The sequence below is a fragment of the Micromonospora luteifusca genome, from assembly GCF_016907275.1.
Taxonomy (GTDB): Bacteria; Actinomycetota; Actinomycetes; order Mycobacteriales; family Micromonosporaceae; genus Micromonospora; species Micromonospora luteifusca.
Genome location: NZ_JAFBBP010000001.1, coordinates 1,302,268 through 1,326,501, shown reverse-complemented (window position 1 = coordinate 1,326,501; position 24,234 = coordinate 1,302,268). Strand labels below are relative to the sequence as shown.

The following is a 24,234-nucleotide window of genomic DNA, read 5'->3' as shown; positions in this document are numbered from 1 at the left end:
CCCCGCAGTCGCGAACGAAAGGCCAGCCCGTTGAGTACGTCTGTGACCGGTGAGAAGTCGCCTGAGATCGATGAGAAGCTGGAGACGACCTGGCAGACCCTGCGCCGCGGTCTGGCGCTCTCGCCGGAGCTGCGGACGGGCCTGGCTGGCACCCTGGCCCTGGCGTTGGTCTACATGGTCGGTCGGGTGGCCGTGCCGGTCGCCGTGCAGCAGGGCATCGACCGGGGCATCGTCGGTGGCCTGAATCTGGATGTGGTCTGGTCGGTGGTGGCGATCACCGCACTGATTTTGACGATCACGACGATCTGCGGCTACCTGATGATGCGCCGGCTGTTCACGGTCAGCGAGACGGCGCTGGCCAACGTGCGGACGCGGGCGTTCCGGCACGTGCACGACCTGTCGATGTTGCACCAGCAGTCGGAGCGGCGTGGCTCGCTGGTCTCGCGGGTCACCAGCGACGTCGACCAGATCACCCAGTTCCTCCAGTGGGGCGGGGTGATCCTGCTGGTGAACCTCGGTCAGTTGGTGGTCACCACCGCCGTCATGCTCGCGTACTCCTGGCAGTTGACCCTCGTGGTGTTGGCCGCGTTCCTGCCGGCGGTGTTCGTCATCCGGCAGTTGCAACGCCGTCTCGGCACGGCGTACGCGACGGTGCGCCAGCGCACCGGCGCGCTGCTCGGCACGATCGGCGAGAGCGTGGTGGGCGCGCCGGTGATCCGGGCCTACGGGATCGCGGGGCGCACGGCGCGGCGGCTGGACGAGGCCATCGACGGGCAACGTGTGGCGCAGCAGCGCGCGATCCGGATCAGCATCGTGGGCAGCTCGGTCGGCGAGTTGGCCGCCGGGTTGGCCCTGGCCGGTGTGGTGGTGCTCGGGGTGACGCTGGGGGTGGACGGCACGCTGTCGATCGGCCAGCTGACCGCGTTCCTGTTCCTGGTGACGCTCTTCATCCAGCCGGTGCAGATCGCCACCGAGGTGCTCAACGAGGCGCAGAACGCGATCGCCGGTTGGCGTCGGGTGCTGGACGTGTTGGACGTCGCCCCCGACGTGGCCGACCCGGGGGAGCAGGGGCGCAAGCTGCCGGACGGGCCGTTGGACGTCCGGTTCGCCGGTGTGCGGTTCGCCTACCCGGGTGGCCCGCCGGTGCTGCACGACATCGACCTGGAGATCCCCGCGAAGAGCCGGGTGGCGGTGGTCGGTGAGACCGGCAGCGGAAAGACCACCTTCGCCAAGTTGCTGACGCGTCTGATGGACCCGTCGGCCGGGGCGGTGCTGTTGTCCGGGGTGCCGTTGGCGGAGGTCCGGTTCGACTCGCTGCGCTCCCGGGTGGTGATGGTGCCGCAGGACGGGTTCCTCTTCGACGCGACGGTGGGGGACAACGTCCGGTTCGCCCGGCCGGAGCTGACCGACGAGCAGCTGAGCGCGGCCTTCACCGAGTTGGGCCTGTCGGACTGGCTGGAGGGTTTGCCGGCGGGTCTGGACACACCCGTCGGCGAGCGCGGCGAGGCGCTCAGCGTGGGTGAGCGGCAGCTCGTGGCGCTGGCCCGGGCGTACGTGGCCGATCCGGACCTGCTGGTGCTGGACGAGGCGACCAGCGCGGTGGACCCGGCGACCGAGGTGCGGTTGCAACGCACCCTGGACGCGGTCACCAGGGGTCGGACCACCCTCGCGATCGCACACCGGCTCTCCACGGCGCAGGCCGCCGACGAGGTGATCGTGGTGGACCGGGGTCGGGTGGTGCAGCGCGGCCCGCACGATGAGCTGGTCCGCGATGCCGACTCGGTCTACGGCCTGCTCTACGCCTCCTGGCTGGAGCAGACACGATGACGTGGTGGCATTCCGGTTGTGCGGGTGCGGTGGACGCCGGTGGCCGGGTGCTCTAGGCTCCGGGTTAGGTAAGCCTAACCTTTGAAGGAGGTCGCGCCCATGCGGCCCAACCCCGCCGAGATCGTTCGTACCCTCGTCGCCGGCCGCCTGCCCGGCCTCGTCCACCTTGCTCACCGGCCGGGCCCCCACCACGCCCGGCACGTGACCGACCCGGACGGGCGGGTGCTGCTGCTGGTGCCGGTGGCCAGCCACCTGGCCGCCGCGCTGCAGCCGGTCGCCGGGGGCAGCGACGTCGCGGTGGTGCTCGACGTGCTCGACCTGCCACCCGCCGCCGGAGCACCCGGCCTGGGCCGAGCCTGGGTCTCCGGCTGGGCGGGCGAACTGCACGGCGACGAGGCCCGCCATGCGGCGGTCGACTTCGCCGCGGTGGAGCCGACCGGCGACCTGCTCGACCTGGGCACCCGGTTCCGGCTGTTCCGCTTCGAGGTGGTCGAGGTCCGCTGGGAGCGGGCCGGCGCCGTGCACCGGGTCGACCCGGGGGAGTACGCCGAGGCGGAGCCGGACCCGGTACACCCGGTCGAAGCGCGCCTGCTCGCCGACCTCGCCGAGCGCGACGGCGCCCAGGTGACCGAGTACCTGCGCCGGCAACTCGGCCTGACCGAGCAGACCCCCGACGGGCCGCCCCGAGTGGTGCGCATCGACCGCTACGGGCTCGTGGTCGTCCTCGGCCGACCCGGCGCCCGACGTCGGATCCGGTTGGCGTTCCCCGGCCCGATCGCCGACCCGGCCGAACTGCCGCGACTGCTGCCGCCGCTACGACTCCCGGCCGGCGCCCGCCCGCCACGCTGACCGCCCGCCACGCTGACCGCCTGCCCGGGTTGGCCTAGGTGGGTAGCGGACCGGTGAGGTACCGCTGGATCGTGGGACCGATCGCGGCGGCCAGGGTCTCCGGGTCCGCCGAGGCGACCGGCTCAAGGCGCACCACGTGCCGCATCATGGCCAGGCCGATCATCTGGGTGGCCACCAGGGAACCCCGCAGCGGCAGCTGGGCCGGATCGACGTCGAGCTGTTCGAGCACCCGACGCAGCACCTGAGTGGTGATGAATTCTCGCAGCAGTCGCGCGGTCCACTCGTTGCTCACCGCCGAGCGCAGCAGTGCCACCCCGGCACTGCCGGCCGGGGAGTCCCAGACGCCGAGGAAGATGCGCACCATGCGCTCGCCGACACCGTCCAGGTCACCGGCGAGCACCTTCGGCACCAGCTGACCGGGGTCGACGGGAAAGTTCATCGCGGCCAGGAAGAGCTGGTCCTTGCTGCCGAAATAGTGGTGCACCAGCGCCGGATCGACCTCCGCCGTGCCGGCGATGGCGCGGATCGAGGCCGCGTCGAAGCCACGCTCGGCGAACGCCGTCCGCGCCGCGTCGAGTATCGCCTCCCGGGTGCCGGGGTTGCCGGGTCGCCGGCCGGTCCGCCGCGTCATCGCCGCCCTTCGTTCGTCCACCCTTTGGTTGTCAGCCGCTGCGGCGGCGCAGGGTGGCCGCCGCGAGCACCAGCGCCAACACCACCGCGCCGAGCACCACCGCCACGTCCCGCCACATCCTGCCGGCCGGCTCGGCGTGGGCGCCGACCTCCTGCAACGCCTCGATGGCGTACGACAGGGGGAAGGCGTCACTGAGCGCCTGGAGCCAACCGGCCATCTGATCGCGGGCCACGAACAGCCCGCAGAGCAGCAGTTGGGGGACCACCACGACCGGCAGGAACTGTACTGCCTGGAACTCGGTGCGGGCGAAGGCGCTGCAGAGCAGCCCGAGGGCGACGCCGAGCACGGCGTCGATGACGGCGATCCCGATCACCAGCCCGATGCTGCCGGCGGTGTCCAGATCGAAGACCCAGTAGGCCACGCCGGCGGCGACCGCGGCCTGCACGGCGGCGGCCAGCCCGAACGCGATGCCGTACCCGAAGAGCAGGTCGAGCTTGCCCAGCGGCGTGGTGAGCAGCCGCTCCAGGGTGCCGGAGGTGCGTTCCCGGAGCATGGCGATGCTGGTCACCAGAAACATGATCACGAAGGGGAAGATGCCCAGCATCACCAGGGCGATCCGGTCGAACGTCGTCGGCTGCCCGGGTGGGGTCGGCTGGTCGACGTACATGAAATAGACAAGGGTGAGCAGGGCGGCCGGCACGACCACGAGCAACGCGATGGTCCGTCGGTCGTGCCGGAGTTGGCGCAGGATGCGGCCGGTGGTGGCCGTCAGGATCCGCGGGTTCACGACGCCTCCTGTCCGGTCGTCGCGCGACGCGTCTCGCCCGCCCGGATGAGGCGGAGGAAAGCCTCGTCGAGGTCGTCCACACCGGCGGCGGCGCGGACCGCGGCCGGGCTGTCGTCGGCGATCAACCGCCCCTGGCGGATCAGCAGAAGCCGGTCGCAGCGGGCCGCCTCGTCCATGACGTGGCTGGACACCAGCAGGGTGGTGCCGGCGGCGGCCATCGCGTGGAAACGGGCCCACAGGTCCGCCCGCAGCACCGGGTCCTGACCGACGGTCGGCTCGTCGAGGATGACCAGCTCCGGCTCTCCGACCAGCGCGCAGGCCAGCGAGGCCCGGCTGCGTTGACCGCCGGAGAGGGTCGCGACCAGTTGGCCGGCGGCCTCGGCCAGCCCGACATCGCTGATCGCCCGGTCGGCCTCGACCCGCCCCCGCCCGTACAGGGCCGCGAAGTAGCGGGCATTTTCCCGGACCGTCAGGTCGGCGTAGACGCTCGGCGCCTGGGTCAGGTAGCCCACCCGGTGCCGCAGCGCGGGGGTGCCCGCCGGCTGACCGAGCACGGTGACCGTGCCGTCTCTGACCACCTGCACCCCGACCACCGCGCGCATGAATGTGGTCTTCCCGCTGCCGCTGGGGCCGAGCAGCCCCGTGACGGCGCCGCGCGGGACGCGGCAGCTGATGCCGTCCAGCACCCGCCGCCCACCCCGGTCGACGACCAGGTCACGGACGGCTATCGCGTCGTCCATCACGCACCTCCCCAAGAAACTCATCAACTGTTGAACTCAACGCTAGATGAGATACCCGCGTGTACACAATGGGTTGACTTCGAGCGCACTCGAACTGGAAGCCTTGACAGCGTGAACGTCAGCACCAAAGACATGACCCTTACCGTCGGCGAGGCCGCCGAACGTGTCGGCCTCACCACCTACACGCTGCGGTGGTACGAGCAGGAAGGGCTGGTCGCGCCGGTCGGCCGGGACGCCGTCGGGCGTCGGCGGTACACCGCCGGAGATGTCAACTGGCTGCTCCTGCTCACCAGGCTGCGCCGCACCGGGATGCCGGTGCGCGACATGCGTCGCTACGCCGAGCTGGCCCGGCAGGGCGACCGCACCCTCGGTGCCCGGCGGGCGCTGTTCGAGGCGCACCGAGCCCGGGTACTGAGCCGGATGGCCGAGCTGGAGGAAGACCTCAGCGTGCTCAACTACAAGATCGACGCCTACCGTCGCGCCGAGGAGGAGAAGTGATGATCCGTCGTCGGATGGGCACCACCGGGCCGGACGTCTCAGCGATCGGGCTCGGCTGCATGGGGATGAGCTTCGCCTACGGCAGTGGCGACGACGCCGAGTCGACCCGCACCCTGCACCGCGCACTCGACCTGGGCGTCAACCACCTGGACACCGCCGACATGTACGGTCGCGGCGCCAACGAGGAGCTGCTCGGGCCGGTGGTGCGGGCCCGGCGTGACGAGGTCTTCCTGGCCACGAAGTTCGGCAACCGGGTGGCCGGCGAAGGCTACGGCACCACCGGCACCCCCGGCGCCTACGTGGACAGCAGCGCCGCCTGGGCCCTTGACGCGTGCGACGCGTCGCTGCGCCGGCTCGGTGTGGACACCATCGACCTCTACTACCTGCATCGTCGTAATCCCGACACCCCGATCGAGGAGACCGTCGGGGCGATGGCCGAGCTGGTCCGTGCCGGCAAGGTGCGGTTGATCGGCCTGTCCGAGGTCAGCCCGGCGACCCTGCGCGCCGCGCACGCGGTGCACCCGATCACCGCCGTGCAGTTGGAGTACTCGTTGTTCAGCCGGGACGTCGAGGGCGAGATGCTGGCCACCTGCCGGGAGCTGGGGGTGGCGCTGGTGGCGTACTCGCCGGTCGGCCGTGGGCTGCTCACCGGGGCGATCACGAGCCGCGAACAGTTGGCGGCCGACGACTGGCGCCGGGGCGCGCCGCGCTTCGCCGAGGACAACCTGGAAGCGAACCTGGCGTTGGTCGACCAGGTGCGGGCGGTCGCCGCCGAGCTGGGTGCCAGCCCGGCGCAGATCGCGCTGGCCTGGCTGCTCGCCCAGGGCGAGGACATCCTGCCGATCCCGGGCACCAAGCGGGTGCGCTGGCTGGAGGAGAACGCCGCCGCTGTCGACCTGCACCTGAGCGCGGAGCAACTGGCCCGACTCAGCGCTGCCCTGCCGCCCGGCGCCGCGGCCGGCGAAAGGTACCCGGCGGCAGCAATGAGAACCGTCGGGCAGTAGCCTCCGGACCGGACACCAGGTCCGGCAACGGGCATTGCGCGCCGATCGGACGTACGGCACGATGGCTCGGTGGGTCACGCTCCGTTACCGGATAGCGGTTTTCTTGAGGATTGGGCCGCGCGGTTGCGGCAGACCGCCGAGCGGCAGGTTGTCGGCATCCTGCTGCGCGGTAGTCACGCCCGCCGCGCGGCCACCGCGCACAGCGATGTCGACCTCGACGTGCTGGTCGGTGGCGCCCCGTACGCCGCGCGGCGGGCGTACCTGGCCGAATCCGCAGGTCGGGTCACCCACGTCTCGGTGGCCGCCCGCGACGTCCGCTCCTGGGTGCACCGACTCGGCGAACCGGCCGACTGGGCGTTCGGGCTGCCGGTCACCGCGCCGGCGCGGCTGCTCTGGGCCGACCCGCACTGGCGGCCCCGGATCGACCTGCCGGTGCTCTGCCAGCCCGCCGAGCCGCCCCGACTCGAGGAGCTGATCGCCACGCTGGGTAAGGCCGCCTCCGCCCGGGCCGCCAGCGACCGCCTCGGGGTTCGGCTCGCCGTGGCCGACCTGGCTCGACTCTGCCCATCGGTGCTGCGCCCGGCCAACCCGTCGGTGCGGGTCCACTCCCGCCGGGCGGCCTTCGCGGCGGCCCTGGAACTGCCGGTGGCCCCGCCCGGCTACCGGGCGGACATGCTGCTCTGCCTCGGGCTGCGCCCCGGGGCCACCGGCCAACTCTGGGCCGCCGCGGTACGGCTGGTCGCCGGCACCCTGCCGTTGATCCGGCCGTACGCCGAGGAGATCGCCGAGACGGCCGGCACGGACCTGGCCGCCGCCCTGGTCGACGGCCGGCTGGATCGCTACGTGGCCCAGCTGGCACGGCCCGTCGGGCTCGCGCAGCGGCCCCGGCGGGAGCGGTCGCCGGTGCCCGCGCCGCGTGCGGGACAATTGGTCACTGTGCCCGTACCTGACGCGCCGGTGACCGGCGCCCCCAGCGACCCGAGCGACCCGGTGGCGCCCGTCCCGGCCCGCCCGTCCCGGCTCGACCCGGCCATCGCGGCCCAGCTGCGCCGCACCGCCGACGGTCTGGTCGCCGCCGTGGTCCGGGCGCACGACTCCGGCGAGGTGCTGATGGTCGCGTGGATGGACGACGAGGCGCTGCACCGCACCCTCACCACCGGCCGCGCCACCTACTGGTCGCGCAGCCGCCGCGAATACTGGGTCAAGGGCGCCACCTCCGGGCACCACCAGTACGTCCGCTCGGTCGCGCTGGACTGCGACGGCGACGCGCTGCTGGTGAGCGTGGACCAGGTCGGCGCCGCCTGCCACACCGGGCACCGGACCTGCTTCTTCACCGACCTGCCCGTCACCGCCCCGGAGGCACGCCCATGACTGACGGCACCGTCAGCCCCGACCTGGCCACCTTCACCGAGTTGGCCGCCGACTGGCGGGTGGTGCCGGTCACCCGGCGGCTGCTGGCCGACGCGGAGACCCCGGTCGGGGTCTACCGGAAGCTGGCCGGTGGACCGGGCACGTTCCTGCTGGAATCGGCCGAGCAGGGCGTCGGTTCGGCCGGCATGGCCTGGTCGCGGTACTCGTTCATCGGCGTACGCAGCAGCGCCACCCTCATCGAGCGGGACGGCGTGGCGAGCTGGCTGGGCCAGCCGCCGGCCGGGCTGCCCACCGAGGGCGACCCGGTGCGGGTGCTGCGGGAGACGGTGGCGGCGCTCGCCGGCCCGGTCGGGGACCCGTCCGACGGTCTGCCGCCGCTGACCGGGGGCATGGTCGGCTACCTCGGGTACGACCTGGTCCGCCGCTTCGAGCGGCTGCCCGAGCTGACCGAGGACGACCTGGGCGTACCCGAGCTGGGCATGATGCTCGCCACCGACCTGGTGGTGCTCGACCACTACGACGGCTCGGCGATCCTGGTCGCCAACGCGGTGCTGCCGCCGCTGGACGCCCCGGACCGCGCTCCGCAGGTCGCCGCCGCGTACCACCACGCCGTGGGCCGGCTGGACGCGATGACCACCGCACTGTCCCGGCCCATCCCGCCGATGATCTCCACGGTCGAGCGTCCGCCAGCCGGGGAGGTGTTCTGCCGTACGCCCGACGGCGGCTACCCGAAGGCGGTGGAGGCGGCCAAGGAGGCCATCCGGGCCGGCGAGTGCTTCCAGATCGTGCTGTCCCAACGGTTCGAGCGGCCGACGCATGCCGACCCGCTGGACATCTACCGGGTGCTGCGTACCAGCAACCCCAGCCCGTACATGTACCTGCTGCGCTTCGACGGGTTCGACATCGTCGGCTCCTCTCCGGAGGCGCACCTGAAGGTCACCGGCGGCGCGGACGGGCGGCGCCGGGCGCTGCTGCACCCGATCGCCGGCACCCGGCCCCGGGGCGGCACCCCCGCCGCCGACGCCGCGCTCGCCGCGGAGCTGCTCGCCGACCCGAAGGAACGGGCCGAGCACGTGATGCTGGTCGACCTGGGCCGCAACGACCTGGGCCGGGTCTGTCAGCCCGGCAGCGTGGAGGTGCCCGAGTTCGCCACCATCGAGCGGTACAGCCACGTCATGCACATCGTCTCCACCGTCACCGGCACCCTGCGTGACGACCAGTCCGCGTTCGACGCGCTCGCCGCGACCTTCCCGGCCGGCACGCTGTCCGGCGCGCCGAAGGTGCGCGCCATGGAGATCATCGAGGAGCTGGAACCGGTGCGCCGCGGTCTCTACGGCGGCACGGTCGGCTACTTCGGCTTTGGCGGCGACCTGGACATGGCGATCGCCATCCGGACCGCGCTCATCCGCGACGGCCGCGCCTACGTGCAGGCCGGGGCGGGGGTGGTCGCCGACTCCGACCCGGCCGCCGAGGACCAGGAGACGCGGAACAAGGCCGCGGCCGTGCTGGCGGCGATCGCCGCCGCCGAGACATTGCGTCCGGCCCGGTGAGCGCGAGGAGTGCAGCGCAGCGGAGCCCCGCAGTCGCGAACGAAAGGCGGAATCGGTGAGCGCGAGGGAGCGGTCCGCCGGGGGGCGGCGGGAGTTGACGTACGCCGTCCTGCTCTGCCTGGCCGGTGCGGGCCTGGCGCTGTGGGCTGCGACGCGGAACTGGTCGGTCGAGTTGACGTTGCGTCCGGCGCCGCTGCCACCGGTGCGTGAGACCCGCAGCGGTGCCGGGTTGCTGCCCTGGCTGCCGGCGTTGGCCCTGGTGACGTTGGCGGGCGGTGGCGCGGTGTTGGCTACCCGTGGAGTGCTGCGGCGGGTGCTCGGTGTGCTGCTCGGCGTGCTCGCGTTGGCCGTGGCGGCCGGTGGCGGTTACGGGCTGGTCGCCGACGTCGACGGCTTGGTGAGCCGGCAGTGGCCGGCGCTCTGCCTGCTCGGCGGTCTGCTGGCCGCCGCGGGCGGTTTCTGGACCGCGCTGCGCGGCGGCGGCTGGCCGGCGATGGGCGCACGGTACGAGCGGCCGGCGCGGACCGCTCCGGAGGCGGCGTCGGCCGGCCCGGAGGGACCGTCAGCGCCGATGGCCGGGCGGCGGACCACCGAGGCGTGGAACGCGCTGGATCGGGGTGAGGACCCGACGGCCGACTGACGCGACGGCCGGTGTGGCCGGCGGAGTGTCAGCCGACTGGCTCCCGGTCCCGCTCCGGTCGGTGACTGGCGGCGCGGGCGGCGGCCAGTTCGGCCACCAGGCGGTTCAGCTCGGCGCGCTGGTCGGCGCGGGCCCGGTCGGCGCAGACCGCCTCCCAGGCGTTGCCGCGCGCGGTCCGCATCCGTGCCTCGCCCACCACGGCCCGCTCCAGGGTGTGCACCACCCCGACGGCGAGCGACGCCACCGTCCGTGAGATGGTCGTCAGCCCGATGGTCGGTTGCGGCTCGGAAATGCTCATGGTCACCTCGCACGAGGAGTTGCGACGGTCGGGGCAGGCGCGTCATCGAGTCTGCCCGAGGACGATGCTGACTGGCTGACGTTTCGCCGTCGTGACCGCCCGGTCAACTGTCCCGCCTCGGCCATGACCAGGGCCCGTCCGTTCGGCCTTGAGCTTGGTCACAACATCGATCGACGCCGTTGTCGGCGGGCGCCGCCCAGGAACTGGTGGCATGATCGATGGATCGGCCCGGTCCGACCGTGGCCGCCAGGCTCCGTTCCGCGTGACAGCGGTCGATACGGGAGGTGGCGCTGCGTGACATGCCGTTCACGGCAGGTCGGCCATTATGCCGCAGGCCTTTTCGTGAGCAGCGCCATACCCCCGGCATCCGGCGTCGGTCGGCTGCCCCTAGCATCGGCCCATGACGCCCGGAGAGGGGAGTCCGTTGGTGACTGCTGAGCATGCGCACGCGGAGGGGGACGAGGCCGGTCAGGCAGCGTCCGTAAGCGTGCTCGACGAGATTCTGGCTGGCGTACGTGAAGACGTCGCCCGACGCCAGGAGCAGGTTCCGCTGGAGCGGATCCGTGAACTGGCGGCGGCGGCGCCGCCGCCGCTGGACGCGTACGCGGCGCTGCGCAAGCCCGGCGTGGCCGTGATCGCCGAGGTGAAGCGCTCGTCGCCGTCCAAGGGCCGGCTGGCCGAGATCGCCGATCCGGCCGACCTGGCGGTCGACTACGCGGCCGGTGGGGCGCGGGCGATCAGTGTGCTGACCGAGGGGCGCTGGTTCGGCGGCTCACTGGACGACCTGGCGGCCGTCCGGGCCGCGGTCACCGTGCCGGTGCTGCGCAAGGACTTCGTGGTCTCCAGCTACCAGGTGCACGAGGCGCGCGCGCACGGCGCCGACCTGGTCCTGCTGATCGTCGCCGCGCTCGAGCAGAACGTTCTGATGGGCCTGCTGGAGCGGATCGAGTCGCTCGGCATGACCGCGCTGGTCGAGGTGCACGACGAGGAAGAGGCCGACCGCGCTCTGGAGGCTGGCGCCCAGGTGATCGGGGTCAACGCCCGTGACCTGCGTACCCTGGAGGTCGACCGGTCGGTGTTCGAGCGGATCGCGCCCGGCCTGCCCAGCAGCGTGGTCAAGATCGCCGAGTCTGGCGTCCGCGGTCCGCACGACCTGATCCGGTACGCCTCCGCGGGTGCCGACGCGGTCCTCGTGGGCGAGGGCCTGGTCACGCAGAAGAGCCCCCGCGAGGCGGTCGCTGAGCTGGTCAACGCCGGTAACCACCCGGCAACGCCCCGGCCGGTGCGCTGACCCCGCGCCGGCGTGACGTCCCACCGAGAGGATTTCCGATGAGCGCCGACGCGCTGGCCCCACTGGCTGGCCCGCAGCCCGACTCCGCCGGCCACTTCGGCCGTTTCGGCGGTCGGTTCGTTCCCGAGGCCCTGGTGGCCGCGCTGGACGAGCTCGACGGGGCGTGGCGTACGGCGATGGCGGACGAGTCCTTCCGGGCCGAGTTCGGTGGGCTGCTGCGCGACTACGCGGGCACGCCGTCGCTGCTCTACGAGGCCCGGCGGTTCTCCGCGAAGGTCGGTGCGCGGGTGCTGCTCAAGCGCGAGGACCTCAACCACACCGGCGCGCACAAGGTGCGCAACGTGCTCGGCCAGGCGCTGCTCACCAAGCGGATGGGCAAGACCCGGGTGATCGCGGAGACCGGCGCCGGTCAGCACGGCGTGGCCACCGCGACCGCCGCCGCCCTGTTCGACCTGGAGTGTGTGGTCTACATGGGTCAGGTCGACACCGAGCGGCAGGCGCTCAACGTCGCCCGGATGCGGATGCTGGGCGCCACCGTCGTTCCGGTCACCAACGGCTCGCGCACCCTCAAGGACGCGATGAACGAGGCGATGCGCGACTGGGTGGCCAACGTCGACGAGACGCACTACCTGATCGGCACCGCCGCCGGGCCGCACCCGTTCCCGGCGATGGTCCGCGACTTCGTCCGGGGCATCGGTGACGAGGCCCGCCAGCAGTGTCTCGACCTCACCGGCGCGCTGCCGGACGCGGTCACCGCCTGCGTCGGCGGCGGCTCCAACGCGCTGGGCATCTTCCACGCCTTCGTCGGCGATGGGGACGTGCGGTTGTACGGCTTCGAGGCCGGCGGCGACGGGGTGGCCACGGGCCGGCACGCGGCGAGCATCACCGGTGGTTCGGCAGGTGTCCTGCACGGCACCCGCACGTACGTGCTGCAGGACGCCGACGGGCAGACCCTGGAGTCGCACTCGATCTCGGCCGGCCTGGACTACCCGGGCGTCGGGCCCGAGCACGCCTGGTTGCACGACACCGGCCGGGCGAGCTACCTGCCGGTCACCGACGACGAGGCGATGGCCGCGTTCGAGCTGCTCTGTCGCACTGAGGGGATCATCCCGGCGATCGAGAGCGCGCACGCGCTCGCCGGCACCGTCACGTTGGCGCCGAAACTCGCCGCCGAGCTGGGCCGGGAGCCGACCATCGTGGTCAACCTCTCCGGGCGGGGCGACAAGGACGTGCACACCGCCGGCGACTACTTCGGCATCCTCGACAAGGAGCAGTGAGATGAGCCGGATCGGGGTGGCCTTCGACAAGGCCCGCGCCGACGGACGGGCGCTGCTGGTGGGCTGCATGCCGGCCGGTTTCCCGACCGTCGAGGGCAGCATCGCCGCGATGACCGCGATGGTCGAGGCGGGTGTCGACGTCATCGAGGTGGAGATCCCCTACTCGGACCCGGTGATGGACGGGCCGGTGATCCAGAAGGCCAGTGACATCGCGTTGGCCGGGGGCGTACGTACGGCGGACACCCTGCGCATCATCGAGGCGGTGGCGGCCACCGGCGCTCCGGTGGTCACGATGACGTACTGGAACCCGGTCGAGCGTTACGGCGTGGACGTGTTCGCCCGTGACCTCGCCGCTGCCGGTGGCACCGGTCTGATCACCCCCGACCTGATTCCCGACGAGGCGGACGAGTGGCTGGCCGCCTCGGACGCACACGGACTGGACCGCACGTTCCTGGTCTCGCCGTCGTCCACCGACGCGCGGCTGGCGATGACCGTGGAGCACTGCCGTGGCTTCGTCTACGCGACCGCCGTCATGGGTGTGACCGGCGCCCGGGCGCGTACCTCCGACGCCGCACCGACGTTGGTCTCCCGGGTCCGGGCGGTCACCGACCTGCCCGTCGGTGTCGGTCTGGGCGTGGGCACCGGTGCGCAGGCCGGCACCGTCGCCGGATACGCCGACGGGGTGATCGTCGGCAGTGCGCTGATCCGGTGCCTGCTCGACGCGCCGTCCGAGGCGGAGGGGCTGGCCGCGCTGCGTACCCTCAGCGCCGAACTCGCCGAGGGCGTCCGCAACCCCACCCGCTGAGCCCGTCCGCGCCGACCCCTCGGCGCTCGTGCTGGCCCGCCGGTCGGGCCGCGCGGCGCAGGTCTGTCTGTTGAGCGGTATACCTGTGAGTCATAGATATGACTCACAGGTATACCGCTCGTTCGGATGTGGCCTGGCGGCGAGGGCGTCCGCGACCGCGCGGCGGACCTCGGGACTGTTTCCGGCCGGTCAGGGGTGCAGGGACGGGTCCGCGGGCTCGCCGCGTTGCCCCGGTGGCTGCCCCGGTCCCGGCCGCTCGTCCTGGCCGGTCTCCGGCCGCCCGTCCTGGTCAGTTGCCGGCCGGCCTTCCTCGGCTGGGCGAGCCGCCGGCAGTGGCGCGCAGGCGACGGGCACCCAGGGGACGTCGCGGAGCACGCCGGAGCGGCCGGCGGTCGCGTCGGTGACGGCGGCCCGGGTGAGCGGGGTGACCGCCTCGGGCAACGCGGCGGGGGCGTGCCAGGACAGCCGGCAGCCCGGCAGGGGGTCGGTGGTCGGTCGGACATCGGCGGCGCGGGCCCGGAACACGTGCACGAGGACGTCCGGGAGCGGCCCGGCGCGTCCGGCCGGGGTCTGTCCCGTGGGGCCGGTCAGGTGGTAGACGCCGACCAGGTCGACCAGTTCGATCTCCCAGCCGGTCTCCGCGCGGGTGTCCCGCAGGGCCGCCCGCACCGGGCTCTCGGCCGGGCGCAGCCGCCCGCCGGGCAGCGCGTAGCGGCGTTCACCCCGGCCCTGCTGGCAGAGCAGCACCCGGCCGGTGTCGTCGCTGACGACCGCGGCAACCGCCCAGGTGAGCGCGCCCATGGACAAAGAGCCTACGGCGACGCAAACCAGAAGTCATCGAGATGCGCCCTCCGACCGCCCGGGGTGCCGCTGCGGGGGTGTGCAGCGGTAGCGTGTGCACCCGTGACCCTCGCCTCGCTGTCCCCCCAGGCGGCCCTGCCCAGTCCCAGCACCGCGGTCTGGCAGCTCGGGCCCGTGCCGATCCGGGCGTACGCGCTCTGCATCATCGCCGGCATCGTGCTGGCCTGTTGGGTGACGGAGCGCCGGCTGCGGCAGCGCGGCGTCGCGCCCGGCGCGGTGCTCGACATCGCCGTCTGGGCGGTGCCCGCGGGCATCATCGGCGCCCGGATCTACCACGTGATCACCTCGCCGGAGAAATACTTCGGCGCCGGTGGCGACCCGATGAAGGCGTTCGCCATCTGGGAGGGCGGTCTCGGCATCTGGGGCGCCGTCGCCGGTGGTGCGCTCGGCGCCTGGATCGCCGCCCGGCAGCTCGGTATCCCGTTCGGTGTGGTCGCGGACGCGCTGGCCCCCGGGCTGCCGCTGGCCCAGGCGGTCGGCCGGCTCGGCAACTGGTTCAACAACGAGCTGTTCGGTGGCCGTACCACCCTGCCGTGGGGCCTGGAGATCCACCGGATGGACCCGGACAATCCGGGGCACGCGCTGCGCGACGACGCCGGGCAGCCGATCCTCGAACCGGGCCTCTACCATCCGACGTTCCTCTACGAGTTGCTGTGGAACCTCGCCGTTGTCGCGCTGGTCCTGATCGTGGACCGCCGGCTGAAGCTGGGTCGCGGCCGGGCGTTCGCGCTCTACGTGATGGGCTACACCGTCGGCCGGTTCTGGATCGAGCTGATGCGCACCGACGAGGCCAACCAGATCCTCGGCGTCCGGCTCAATGTCTGGACCGCCGCGCTGGTCTTCCTCGGCGCGTTGATCTACTTCGTGCGGGTGCGCGGCCCTCGGGACTACCTGATCCCGCTCGGCGCGGCGGCGACGCCGACCCCGCCCCCCACGTCCGACCTGTCCCAGGTCGACCTCTCCGAGCGGGAGACCCCCAGCCGGGCCGCCGCGCCGGAGGGCTACCGGGTGGTCAGCGAGGAGCAGTTCGCCGCCTGGCAGGACACCGGTGTCGTTCCGCCGGAGCCGGCCACCGACGAGGCCTCCCGGCCCGGCGGCGAGCCGCTCGGTGACGCGGCGCCCGTCGACGGCCCGTCGACCGACGACGAGCCGGCGGACGACGCGTCGGCCTCGCGCGCCGACCGGGCCGACGCCACGGGCGCGCGGCCCGCCGACCGGGACAGCTGAGCGGGGGCGGCACCGATGCGAAGCGCGGTGGTGGTCGGCGCAGGGGTCGGTGGCCTCGCGGTGGCCGGCGCGCTGGCCCGCTCCGGCTGGCAGGTCACTCTGTTGGAACGCGCCGAACGGGTCCGCCCCGAGTCGACAGCCGTGGTGCTCTGGCCCAACGGCGTCCGCGCGTTGCAGGCCCTCGGCCTCGGCGCCGGCCTGGCTGCCATCGCCACCCCGCTGTCCGACGGCGGGGTCCGTCGGCCGGACGGGCACTGGCTCGTGCAACCTCGACCCATCCCGGCCGACCGGATGCCGGTGGTGGTGCACCGCGAGGACCTGCACGACACGCTGATCGCCGGCCTCGGTGAGCGGGTCGAGCTGCGTACCGGAGTGACCGTGCGCCACGTCCGGGTGGAGCCGGGCGAGCGACCGGCGGTCAGCGACGGACGGCACACCATCGAGGCCGACCTGGTGGTGGCCGCCGACGGCACGGACAGCGGCATCCGCCGCCAACTCGCCCCCGAGTCGCGGGTGGTCAGCTCCGGATGCGCCGCCTGGCGGGCCGTCATTCCCTGGTACCAGGCACCCCGGCTGCCCGACGACCAGCCGCTGGCCGGAGAGATCCTCGGTGCCGGTTACCGGTTCGTGGCCGCGTCGCTGGGCGACCGCGGCTCCTCGGGTGGGTCCACCCGGGGTGGCATCTACTGGGTCGCCACTGCCGCCGGCGCACCACGCCCAGAGCCCCCGGAGACCCAACTCGCCCTGCTGCGCCGCTGGTACGCGGGCTGGCCCGCGCCCGTCGGCGCGCTGCTCGACGCCACCGACCCGGCCGACCTGGTCCAGCAGGAGGTCCGCGAGCTGCGTCCGCTGCCCCGTGCGTACGGCTTCCCGGTCGGGCCGGGCGGGGTGGTGCTGCTCGGCGACGCGGCACACGCCATGCCGCCGCACCTGGGGCAGGGTGCCTGCCTCGCCTTCGAGGACGCCGCCACGCTCGCCTCCCTGCTGCGGGAGGCTCGACTGCCCGACGCCGTTCAGGCGTACGACCGGGTGCGCCGTCCCCGGGCCGCGACCGTGGTCCGGCAGACCCGGCGGATGTCGGCGGTGCTCCAGACCCGGGGTCGGTTGGCGTTGCGGGCCCGCGACGCCGCGCTCGGCACGATCAACACGCGGCTGCTCTCCAGTGCCGCCGCCTCCGCGGCCCAGTGGCGTCCCCCAGCCTGACCCCGGTCCCGGGGGAGGTCAGGCGATGAGGGCCGCGGGTTCGGCGATGCAGGCGGTGCCGATGCGGCGGAACCCGACGCGCAGGTAGACCCGGGCGATGTCCTCGCTGCCCGCGGAGAGGAAGATCAGGTCGGTGCCGGCCGCGCGGAGCTCGTGGGCGAGGGCGGCGGTGAGCGCGGCGCCCAGCCCGCGTCGTCGGGCGGCCGGCAACGTGGCCACTCCGGCGATCTCCGCGACGTCACCCACACGCATGGCCATGCCGCTGGCCAGCGCACCGTCGGTCGACGTGCCGGCCAGCGCGGAGACTCGTCGGCCGTCCGCGATCCGGGCACGCTCCTCGTCGAGCGCGGTCAACTCGAGTTCGGTGACGGCGGCGTCCCGCTCGGCCGGGCCGGCCTCACCGGGCGCGGTGCCGGCTGCGGCGAACGACACCGCGGCCACCGCACGCCGGGCGGCGACGTCGGCGGCGAAGCTGGGGGAGTCCGCCGTCAGCACCCGCACCGCGCCGTCGGACAGCGTCGCCGGGTCGGGCAGCGCCGTCGGGTCGAGCACCATCAGCGGGGCCTCCAGCACGCTCAGCCCCGCCGAGCGGGCCACCGCCAGCAGTTCGGGGGTCGTCTCGTGCACCCACTCGAAGGCTTCCGGCAGGCCCAGCTTCCGCTGCCGTTCGCGGACCGAGGTCACGTCGGCCAGCGACGGTGGCTCGGTGGCGTCGATCCGGGGGCGGGCGTAGAACGGCCAGCCGGCGCCCTCGCGGACGAACAACACCAGCCCGCCATGCTCCTCCACACCGGCGACGTCGCGGGGCACCGCGTCGTAGAAGCGTTCCAACCGGTCGAAGATGTCCTTGTGTAGCGGATCCACCGCGCGAGACTACACGTCCCAGACTATGGACGGTGTGATCAATCTCAGGTGGTCGTGCGGGCCTGGCCCTAACGTAGACTCAATAGACCCACGGGCCGACGTCGTCCCCACCATGATCCAACCTGAGTGACGACAGGAGGCCCGGTGGCTCAGCCGTACGCGGATATGACACAGCCGTACCCGCACAGCCCGCAGGCGTCCCCGACGCCCGGCTCCCACCCCTTGGCCCAGGGCCTCTACGACCCGACGCGGGAGCACGATGCCTGCGGCGTGGCGTTCGTAGCGGACCTGCACGGCCGCCGTTCGCACGCGGTCGTCGCCAACGGGCTCGGCGCGCTCTGCCGACTGGACCATCGGGGCGCCCGGGGCGCGGAGCCGAACACCGGCGACGGCGCGGGCATCATGATCCAGGTGCCCGACGCGTTCCTGCGCGCGGTGGCCGACGTCGCGCTTCCCGCGGCGGGCGAATACGCCACCGGGCTGATCTTCCTCCCGGACGACGACGCCGCCGAGGCGCGTGCCCGGCGGGTGGTCGAGAAGTACGCCCTGGTCGAGGGTGCCGACGTGCTCGGCTGGCGGGACGTGCCGATCGACCCGGCCGGGCTCGGCGAGACCGCCCTGGCGGCGATGCCCCGGGTCCGACAGGTCTTCCTGGCCGCGCACCGGCTCACCGATTCCCCCGATGGCCCCGCCGGTTCCGCGTTGCGCGGCATCGAGCTGGACCGGGTGGCGTTCTGCCTGCGTAAGCAGGCCGAACGCGAGACCGCCGAGCGGGGTGTGCCGGCGTACTTCCCGTCGCTGTCCAGCCGGACGATGGTCTACAAGGGAATGCTGACCCCCGACCAGTTGCCGGCTTTCTACCCGGACCTGCGCGACGAGCGGGTGCACAGCGCGATCGCGTTGGTGCACTCCCGCTTCTCCACCAACACCTTCCCGTCCTGGCCGCTGGCGCACCCGTACCGGTTCATCGCCCACAACGGCGAGATCAACACGATCCGCGGCAACCGCAACTGGATGCAGGCCCGCGAGGCGTTGCTGCGCTCGCCGAACGTGCCGGGCAACATTCGGCGGGTCTTCCCGGTCTGCACTCCCGGCGCCTCCGACTCGGCGAACTTCGACGAGGTTCTGGAGCTGCTGCACCTGGCTGGGCGGAGCCTGCCGCACGCGGTGCTCATGATGATCCCCGAGGCGTGGGAGAACGACCCCGGCATGGAGCCGGCCAAGCGTGCCTTCTACCGCTTCCACGCCAGCCTCATGGAGCCGTGGGACGGTCCGGCGTCGGTGGCCTTCACCGACGGTGACATCGTCGGCGCGGTGCTGGACCGCAACGGCCTGCGCCCGGGGCGCTGGTGGCAGACCGACGACGGGCTCGTGGTGCTCGGCTCCGAGGCGGGCGTGCTCGACCTCGACCCGGCCCGCGTGGTCGCGAAGGGGCGGCTCCAGCCGGGCAAGATGTTCCTGGTCGACACCGTCGCCGGTCGGATCGTGCACGACGAGGAGATCAAGTCCGAGTTGGCCGCCGCGCAGCCGTACGGCGAGTGGCTGCACGCCGGGCTGATCGAGCTGGGCGACCTGCCCGCCCGCGAGCACATCGTCTACACGCACGACTCGGTCCGTCGCCGCCAGCAGACCTTCGGCTACACGGAGGAGGAGCTGAAGATCCTGCTCGGGCCGATGGCCCGTACCGGGGCTGAGCCGCTGGGTTCGATGGGCACGGACACTCCGATCTCGCCGCTGTCCACCCGGCCGCGGCTGCTCTACGACTACTTCCACCAACTCTTCGCCCAGGTCACCAACCCGCCGCTGGACGCCATCCGCGAGGAGCTGGTGACCAGCCTGGCGTCGACGATCGGGCCGGAGGGCAACCTGCTCGACCCGGGCGCGGCGAGCTGCCGGCAGATCGTGCTGCCGCATCCGGTGATCGACAACGACGAGCTCGCGAAGATCCTCTCCATCGACGAGGACGGCGACCTGCCCGGCTTCAAGGCGGTCCGGGTGTCCGGCCTGTACCGCATCCGGGAGGGCGCCGCCGGGATCAAGGCACGGCTGACCGAGATCTGCCGGCACGTGTCGGAGGCGATCGAGGACGGCGTCCGCATCCTGGTGCTCTCCGACCGGGACTCCAACGCCGACCTGGCACCGATCCCGTCGCTGCTGCTCACCGCCGCCGTGCACCAGCACCTGGTGCGTGAGCAGACGCGTACGCAGGCGGCGCTGATCGTGGAGTCCGGCGACTGCCGCGAGGTGCACCACGCGGCGGTGCTGATCGGCTACGGCGCGGCGGCGGTCAACCCGTACCTGGCTTTCGAGTCGGTGGAGGACATGATCGCCACCGGCACGCTGGCCGGGGTCGACCCCGCCGCCGCCGTGCACAACTACGCCAAGGCGCTCGGCAAGGGCGTCCTGAAGATCATGTCGAAGATGGGGATCTCGACGGTCTCCTCGTACTGCGGTGCGCAGGTCTTCGAGGCGGTCGGCCTGGACACCCGGCTGGTCGAGCGCTACTTCCGGGGCACCCCCAGCCGGATCGGCGGCGTCTCGCTCGCGGGCGTGCACACCGAGGTGGCCGCCCGGCACGCGCTGGCCTGGCCCCCGGCCGGCACCCCCGCCTCCGACCGTCTGGAGGTCGGCGGCGAATACCAGTGGCGCCGCGAGGGTGAGCTGCATCTGTTCAACCCGGAGACGGTCTTCCTGCTGCAGCACGCCACGCGCAGTCGGCAGTACGACGTCTTCCGGCAGTACACCGCGAAGGTCGACGCGCTCGCCGCGCAGGCCGGCTCGCTGCGAGGGTTGTTCACCCTGCGTACCGGCGTCCGCCCGGCGGTGCCGATCGAGGAGGTCGAGCCGGCCACCGAGATCGTCAAGCGGTTCGCCACCGGCGCCATGTCGTACGGGTCGATCTCCGCGGAGGCGCACGAGACGCTCGCCGTCGCGATGAACCGCCTCGGCGGCAAGTCCAACACCGGTGAGGGTGGCGAGGACGTCGAGCGGCTGCACGACCCGGCTCGCCGCTCGGCGGTCAAGCAGATCGCCAGTGGCCGGTTCGGTGTGACAAGTGAATACCTGGTCAACGCGGACGACCTCCAGATCAAGATGGCCCAGGGCGCGAAGCCGGGCGAGGGTGGTCAACTGCCCGGCAACAAGGTCTGGCCGTGGATCGCCCGCACCCGGCACGCCACTCCCGGCGTCGGTCTGATCTCGCCGCCGCCGCATCACGACATCTACTCCATCGAGGACCTCGCCCAGCTGGTGCACGACCTGAAGTGCGTCAACCCGGCTGCCCGGGTGCACGTCAAGCTGGTCAGCGAGGTGGGCGTCGGCACCGTCGCCGCCGGGGTGGCGAAGCTCAAGGCGGACGTCATCCTGATCTCCGGCCACGATGGCGGCACGGGCGCGTCTCCGATGAACTCGCTCAAGCACGCCGGCACCCCGTGGGAGTTGGGGCTGGCCGAGGCGCAGCAGACGCTGCTGCTCAACAGGCTGCGTGACCGGGTCACCGTGCAGGTCGACGGTCAGCTCAAGACCGGCCGGGATGTGCTGATCGCCGCGCTGCTCGGCGCGGAGGAGTTCGGCTTCGCGACCGCGCCGTTGATCGTCGCCGGCTGCGTGATGATGCGGGTCTGCCATCTGGACACCTGCCCGGTCGGCATCGCCACCCAGAACCCGGTGCTGCGGGAGCGCTTCACCGGCACCCCGGAGTTCGTGGAGAACTTCTTCCTCTTCCTCGCCGAGGAGGTCCGGGGATACCTCGCCGAGCTGGGTTTCCGGTCGATCGAGGAGGCGATCGGGCAGTCCGAGCTGCTCGACGTGGCCCCGGCGGTGACGCACTGGAAGGCGCACGGTCTGGACCTGGCGCCTGTCCTGCATCTGCCGGAGCTGCCGCCTGGTGCTGCCCGCCGTGGGATCCGCGCGCAGGATCACGGCCTGGAGCAGGCACTGGACAACGAGTTGATCGCGCTGGCCCGTCCGGCGCTCTCCGAGGGGGCGCCGGTGCGGGTCGAGGTGGCGGTGCGCAACGAGCACCGCAGCGTCGGCGCGATGCTCGGCGGCGAGGTGACCCGTCGCTTCGGCGGTGCCGGCCTTCCCGAGGACACCATCGAGTTCGTGCTGCATGGCACGGCTGGGCAGTCGTTCGGCGCGTTCCTGCCGCGTGGGGTGACCCTGCGGCTGCACGGTGACGCCAACGACTACGTGGGCAAGGGCCTCTCCGGTGGGCGGCTCATCGTCCGTCCGGACGCCGCGGCGCCGTTCCTCGACGCCGATGCCGAGCCGGGGCAGCGGGCCGAGGATCAGATCATCGCCGGCAACACCATCCTGTACGGGGCCACCGCGGGCGAGGTCTTCCTGCGGGGCCGGGTGGGGGAGCGGTTCGCGGTGCGCAACTCCGGTGCGGTGGCCGTGGTCGAGGGCGTCGGCGACCACGGTTGCGAGTACATGACCGGCGGCACGGTGGTGGTGCTCGGCGCGACCGGCCGTAACTTCGCGGCCGGCATGTCGGGTGGCACGGCGTTCGTGCACCAACTGGACCGCGCCCGGGTCAACACCGAGCTGGTCGACCTGGCGCCGTTGGGCGAGCAGGAGCAGTCGTTGCTGCACGAGCTGGTCCAGCGGCACGTGGCCGAGACCGGATCGGCGGTCGCCGAGGACCTGCTCAAGCGCTGGTCGGAGGCGGTGGCCGAGTTCACCGCGGTGGTGCCCCGCGACTACCGCCGGGTGATGGAGATCATGCGGGCCGCCGAAGCCGCCGGCCGCGACGTCGACGACGCGGTGATGAGCGCGCTCAGCGTGCCGTCAGCCGTGCCGGTGCCGCCCGCCCCGCGGGTGGCGGCCCAGGAGGTGGCACGTGCCTGACCCGAACGGTTTCCTGCGCTACGACCGGCGACTGCCGGCCCGCCGCCCGGTGCCGGTGCGGATCAGCGACTGGCGTGAGGTCTACCCGCCGGCCGGCGAGGAACTGGTCCGTGAGCAGGCCACGCGATGCATGGACTGCGGCATTCCGTTCTGCCACAGCGACACCGCAGGTTGCCCGCTGGGCAACCGCATCCCGGACTGGAACGACCTGGTGCGGACCGGCAACTGGGATGCCGCCGTGGAGTCGCTGCACGCCACCAACAACTTCCCGGAGTTCACCGGCCGGCTCTGCCCCGCACCGTGCGAGGCGGCCTGCGTGCTCGGCATCTCCGGCGGCCAGCCGGTGACCATCAAGCAGATCGAGGTGGAGATCGCCGACGCCGCTGTGGCGCGCGGACTCACCGCCCGCCCGGTGCCGACGCCGTCCGGCCGGTCGGTGGCCGTCGTCGGCTCCGGGCCCGCCGGTCTGGCCGCCGCCCAGCAGCTGGCGCGCGCCGGTCACGCGGTGACGGTGTACGAGCGTGACGACGCGATCGGTGGCCTGCTTCGGTACGGCATCCCCGACTTCAAGTTGGAGAAGCGGCACGTCGACAGCCGGCTGGCCCAGCTCGCCGCCGAGGGGGTGCGCTTCCGCACCGGCGTGAACGTCGGGGTGGACATCACCGCCGAGCAGTTGCGCGCCGAGCACGACGCGGTGCTGCTGGCCTGCGGCGCGTTGCAGGGCCGGGACACTCCGGAGACCCCGGGGCGCGCGCTTCGGGGCGTACACCAGGCGATGGCGCACCTGGTCGCGGCGAATCGCGCGGTCGCCACCGCGGCCACCGACCAGCCCGGCGTCGCGGTCACGGGCGAGGGCCGGCCGGCGCGTGCGTTGCTGCCGGACGGCACCCCGATCGACGCGGCCGGCAAGCACGTGGTGATCATCGGTGGTGGTGACACCGCGGCGGACTGCCTCGGTGTCGCACACCGCCAGGGCGCGGCGGGCGTGCACCAGCTCGACCTGTATCCGCAGCCGCCCGAGGCACGTGACGAGGCCCGGGACCCGTGGCCGACCTGGCCGTGGATCCTGCGCAGCTACCCCGCGCACGAGGAGGGTGGCGAGCGGGTCTTCGCCGTCGCGGTGCAGGAGTTCGTGGACGACGGCACCGGACAGGTGCGGGCGGTGCGGATCGCCGAGGTGACCGTGGAGAAGCGCGACGGCCAGCGGGTCGTCACCGTGGTGCCGGGCTCCGAGCGGGAGTTACCGGCCGATCTGGTGCTGCTGGCGATCGGTTTCGAGGGCACGGAGCAGCAGCCGCTGCTGGCCCAGTTCGGCGTGACGCGTAACCCCCGGGGTGCTGTTGACGCTCGCGACGACTGGCAGACCGACGCCGGCGGCGTGTTCGTCGCCGGTGACATGCACCGGGGTGCCTCGCTGATCGTCTGGGCCATCGCCGAGGGGCGTGCGGCGGCCGCCGCCATCCACGGGTATCTCGGTGGTGCCGGCGCGCTGCCGGCCCCGGTGGGCTCGGCCGCGCAGCCCCTCGCCGCCACCCGCTGAGACAGCACCCGACGGATCGACGGAGAGGTCCGGCCGGCGCGGCATTCTGCCCGCCGGCCGGACGTCTCCGCAGGTGAGACCGCTCACAAACATGGGCAAATAGGTTTAAAGCCGCAAGAC

General features: G+C 72.8%; 20 protein-coding genes and 1 pseudogene. 15 read left to right on the top strand and 6 right to left on the bottom strand.

Annotation, left to right across the window (positions count from 1 at the left end; all coding sequences use genetic code 11):
- Positions 1-42: 42 nt before the first annotated feature.
- Together JOD64_RS05530 and JOD64_RS05525 are read left to right on the top strand one after the other, a co-directional pair.
- The gene (locus JOD64_RS05530; RefSeq protein WP_307813252.1) at positions 43-1,827 is read left to right on the top strand and encodes an ABC transporter ATP-binding protein; all 1,785 of its coding nucleotides are present in this window, start codon (positions 43-45) and stop codon (positions 1,825-1,827) included.
- Between the two features lie 99 nt (positions 1,828-1,926).
- Complete coding sequence (locus JOD64_RS05525; protein ID WP_204941246.1) at positions 1,927-2,676, top strand: DUF2470 domain-containing protein; 750 nt, start codon at positions 1,927-1,929, stop codon at positions 2,674-2,676.
- 34 nt (positions 2,677-2,710) lie between these two features.
- Here the strand turns inward: JOD64_RS05525 and JOD64_RS05520 are convergent, their stop codons facing one another.
- The 3 genes from JOD64_RS05520 to JOD64_RS05510 are packed head-to-tail and all read right to left on the bottom strand — an operon-like array spanning position 2,711 to position 4,834.
- A complete protein-coding gene (locus tag JOD64_RS05520; protein WP_204941244.1) occupies positions 2,711-3,307 on the bottom strand; it encodes a TetR/AcrR family transcriptional regulator in 597 nt (198 codons plus the stop codon).
- A 31-nt stretch (positions 3,308-3,338) separates the two neighbouring features.
- Positions 3,339-4,094: an ABC transporter permease gene (locus JOD64_RS05515; RefSeq protein WP_204941243.1), complete on the bottom strand. Its 756-nt coding sequence runs from the start codon at positions 4,092-4,094 to the stop codon at positions 3,339-3,341.
- Complete coding sequence (locus tag JOD64_RS05510; protein WP_204941242.1) at positions 4,091-4,834, bottom strand: ABC transporter ATP-binding protein; 744 nt, start codon at positions 4,832-4,834, stop codon at positions 4,091-4,093. Before JOD64_RS05510 ends, JOD64_RS05515 begins: the two co-directional genes overlap by 4 nt.
- Positions 4,835-4,945: 111 nt before the next feature.
- Between JOD64_RS05510 and JOD64_RS05505 the strand changes: the two genes are divergently transcribed.
- From JOD64_RS05505 to JOD64_RS05485, 6 genes and pseudogenes are all read left to right on the top strand, one after another.
- The gene (locus tag JOD64_RS05505) at positions 4,946-5,332 is read left to right on the top strand and encodes a MerR family transcriptional regulator (protein WP_204941240.1); all 387 of its coding nucleotides are present in this window, start codon (positions 4,946-4,948) and stop codon (positions 5,330-5,332) included.
- On the top strand, positions 5,332-6,336 hold the full coding sequence (locus JOD64_RS05500) for an aldo/keto reductase (protein WP_204941238.1): 1,005 nt from the start codon (positions 5,332-5,334) through the stop codon (positions 6,334-6,336). The genes JOD64_RS05505 and JOD64_RS05500 overlap by 1 nt, the downstream gene beginning before the upstream one ends.
- Before the next feature lie 69 nt (positions 6,337-6,405).
- Positions 6,406-7,086, top strand: a pseudogene (locus tag JOD64_RS32865) (nucleotidyltransferase domain-containing protein); the annotation flags it as partial.
- 186 nt (positions 7,087-7,272) lie between these two features.
- Positions 7,273-7,707, top strand: coding sequence for a phosphoribosyl-AMP cyclohydrolase (gene hisI, locus JOD64_RS32860; protein ID WP_307813908.1), 435 nt, complete (start codon positions 7,273-7,275; stop codon positions 7,705-7,707).
- The gene (locus tag JOD64_RS05490) at positions 7,704-9,257 is read left to right on the top strand and encodes an anthranilate synthase component I (RefSeq protein WP_204941235.1); all 1,554 of its coding nucleotides are present in this window, start codon (positions 7,704-7,706) and stop codon (positions 9,255-9,257) included. Before hisI ends, JOD64_RS05490 begins: the two co-directional genes overlap by 4 nt.
- A gap of 55 nt (positions 9,258-9,312) precedes the next feature.
- Positions 9,313-9,897, top strand: a complete 585-nt coding sequence (locus tag JOD64_RS05485; RefSeq protein ID WP_204941233.1) for a Trp biosynthesis-associated membrane protein — start codon at positions 9,313-9,315, stop codon at positions 9,895-9,897.
- Positions 9,898-9,925: 28 nt separating this feature from the next.
- Here the strand turns inward: JOD64_RS05485 and JOD64_RS05480 are convergent, their stop codons facing one another.
- On the bottom strand, positions 9,926-10,195 hold the full coding sequence (locus JOD64_RS05480) for a hypothetical protein (RefSeq protein WP_204941231.1): 270 nt from the start codon (positions 10,193-10,195) through the stop codon (positions 9,926-9,928).
- Between the two features lie 487 nt (positions 10,196-10,682).
- On the opposite strand from JOD64_RS05480, the gene trpC reads away from it, so the two are divergent.
- The 3 genes from trpC to trpA are packed head-to-tail and all read left to right on the top strand — an operon-like array spanning position 10,683 to position 13,568.
- Positions 10,683-11,486, top strand: coding sequence for an indole-3-glycerol phosphate synthase TrpC (gene trpC, locus JOD64_RS05475; protein ID WP_172862221.1), 804 nt, complete (start codon positions 10,683-10,685; stop codon positions 11,484-11,486).
- A gap of 38 nt (positions 11,487-11,524) precedes the next feature.
- Positions 11,525-12,763 carry a tryptophan synthase subunit beta gene (gene trpB / locus JOD64_RS05470; RefSeq protein ID WP_204941230.1) on the top strand — a complete coding sequence of 413 codons (1,239 nt, stop codon included), beginning with the start codon at positions 11,525-11,527 and terminating at the stop codon, positions 12,761-12,763.
- A gap of 1 nt (position 12,764) precedes the next feature.
- Positions 12,765-13,568: a tryptophan synthase subunit alpha gene (trpA, locus tag JOD64_RS05465; RefSeq protein ID WP_204941228.1), complete on the top strand. Its 804-nt coding sequence runs from the start codon at positions 12,765-12,767 to the stop codon at positions 13,566-13,568.
- Between the two features lie 189 nt (positions 13,569-13,757).
- Here the strand turns inward: trpA and JOD64_RS33420 are convergent, their stop codons facing one another.
- A complete protein-coding gene (locus JOD64_RS33420) occupies positions 13,758-14,369 on the bottom strand; it encodes an NUDIX hydrolase (protein WP_204941227.1) in 612 nt (203 codons plus the stop codon).
- Between the two features lie 102 nt (positions 14,370-14,471).
- Here JOD64_RS33420 and lgt point away from each other — a divergent pair, with 102 nt between their 5' ends.
- Positions 14,472-15,656, top strand: coding sequence for a prolipoprotein diacylglyceryl transferase (lgt, locus tag JOD64_RS05455; RefSeq protein ID WP_204941225.1), 1,185 nt, complete (start codon positions 14,472-14,474; stop codon positions 15,654-15,656).
- Between the two features lie 15 nt (positions 15,657-15,671).
- The gene (locus tag JOD64_RS05450; protein WP_204941223.1) at positions 15,672-16,859 is read left to right on the top strand and encodes an FAD-dependent oxidoreductase; all 1,188 of its coding nucleotides are present in this window, start codon (positions 15,672-15,674) and stop codon (positions 16,857-16,859) included.
- Between the two features lie 18 nt (positions 16,860-16,877).
- Here JOD64_RS05450 and JOD64_RS05445 read toward each other — a convergent pair whose 3' ends face one another.
- Positions 16,878-17,723 carry a GNAT family N-acetyltransferase gene (locus tag JOD64_RS05445; RefSeq protein ID WP_307813251.1) on the bottom strand — a complete coding sequence of 282 codons (846 nt, stop codon included), beginning with the start codon at positions 17,721-17,723 and terminating at the stop codon, positions 16,878-16,880.
- Positions 17,724-17,888: 165 nt separating this feature from the next.
- On the opposite strand from JOD64_RS05445, the gene gltB reads away from it, so the two are divergent.
- Together gltB and JOD64_RS05435 are read left to right on the top strand one after the other, a co-directional pair.
- Positions 17,889-22,574, top strand: coding sequence for a glutamate synthase large subunit (gene gltB, locus JOD64_RS05440; protein ID WP_204945919.1), 4,686 nt, complete (start codon positions 17,889-17,891; stop codon positions 22,572-22,574).
- The gene (locus tag JOD64_RS05435; protein ID WP_204941221.1) at positions 22,567-24,114 is read left to right on the top strand and encodes a glutamate synthase subunit beta; all 1,548 of its coding nucleotides are present in this window, start codon (positions 22,567-22,569) and stop codon (positions 24,112-24,114) included. Before gltB ends, JOD64_RS05435 begins: the two co-directional genes overlap by 8 nt.
- Positions 24,115-24,234: the final 120 nt, after the last annotated feature.

Bases quoted from the DNA above. Each gene is read 5' to 3' on its own strand.
- JOD64_RS05525 (WP_204941246.1), top strand. From the start codon at position 1,927: ATGCGGCCCAACCCCGCCGAGATCGTTCGTACCCTCGTCGCCGGCCGC.
- JOD64_RS05520 (WP_204941244.1), bottom strand. From the start codon at position 3,307: ATGACGCGGCGGACCGGCCGGCGACCCGGCAACCCCGGCACCCGGGAG.
- JOD64_RS05510 (WP_204941242.1), bottom strand. From the start codon at position 4,834: ATGGACGACGCGATAGCCGTCCGTGACCTGGTCGTCGACCGGGGTGGG.
- JOD64_RS05500 (WP_204941238.1), top strand. From the start codon at position 5,332: ATGATCCGTCGTCGGATGGGCACCACCGGGCCGGACGTCTCAGCGATC.
- JOD64_RS05490 (WP_204941235.1), top strand. From the start codon at position 7,704: ATGACTGACGGCACCGTCAGCCCCGACCTGGCCACCTTCACCGAGTTG.
- JOD64_RS05480 (WP_204941231.1), bottom strand. From the start codon at position 10,195: ATGAGCATTTCCGAGCCGCAACCGACCATCGGGCTGACGACCATCTCA.
- trpB (WP_204941230.1), top strand. From the start codon at position 11,525: ATGAGCGCCGACGCGCTGGCCCCACTGGCTGGCCCGCAGCCCGACTCC.
- trpA (WP_204941228.1), top strand. From the start codon at position 12,765: ATGAGCCGGATCGGGGTGGCCTTCGACAAGGCCCGCGCCGACGGACGG.
- JOD64_RS33420 (WP_204941227.1), bottom strand. From the start codon at position 14,369: ATGGGCGCGCTCACCTGGGCGGTTGCCGCGGTCGTCAGCGACGACACC.
- JOD64_RS05450 (WP_204941223.1), top strand. From the start codon at position 15,672: ATGCGAAGCGCGGTGGTGGTCGGCGCAGGGGTCGGTGGCCTCGCGGTG.
- gltB (WP_204945919.1), top strand. From the start codon at position 17,889: ATGACACAGCCGTACCCGCACAGCCCGCAGGCGTCCCCGACGCCCGGC.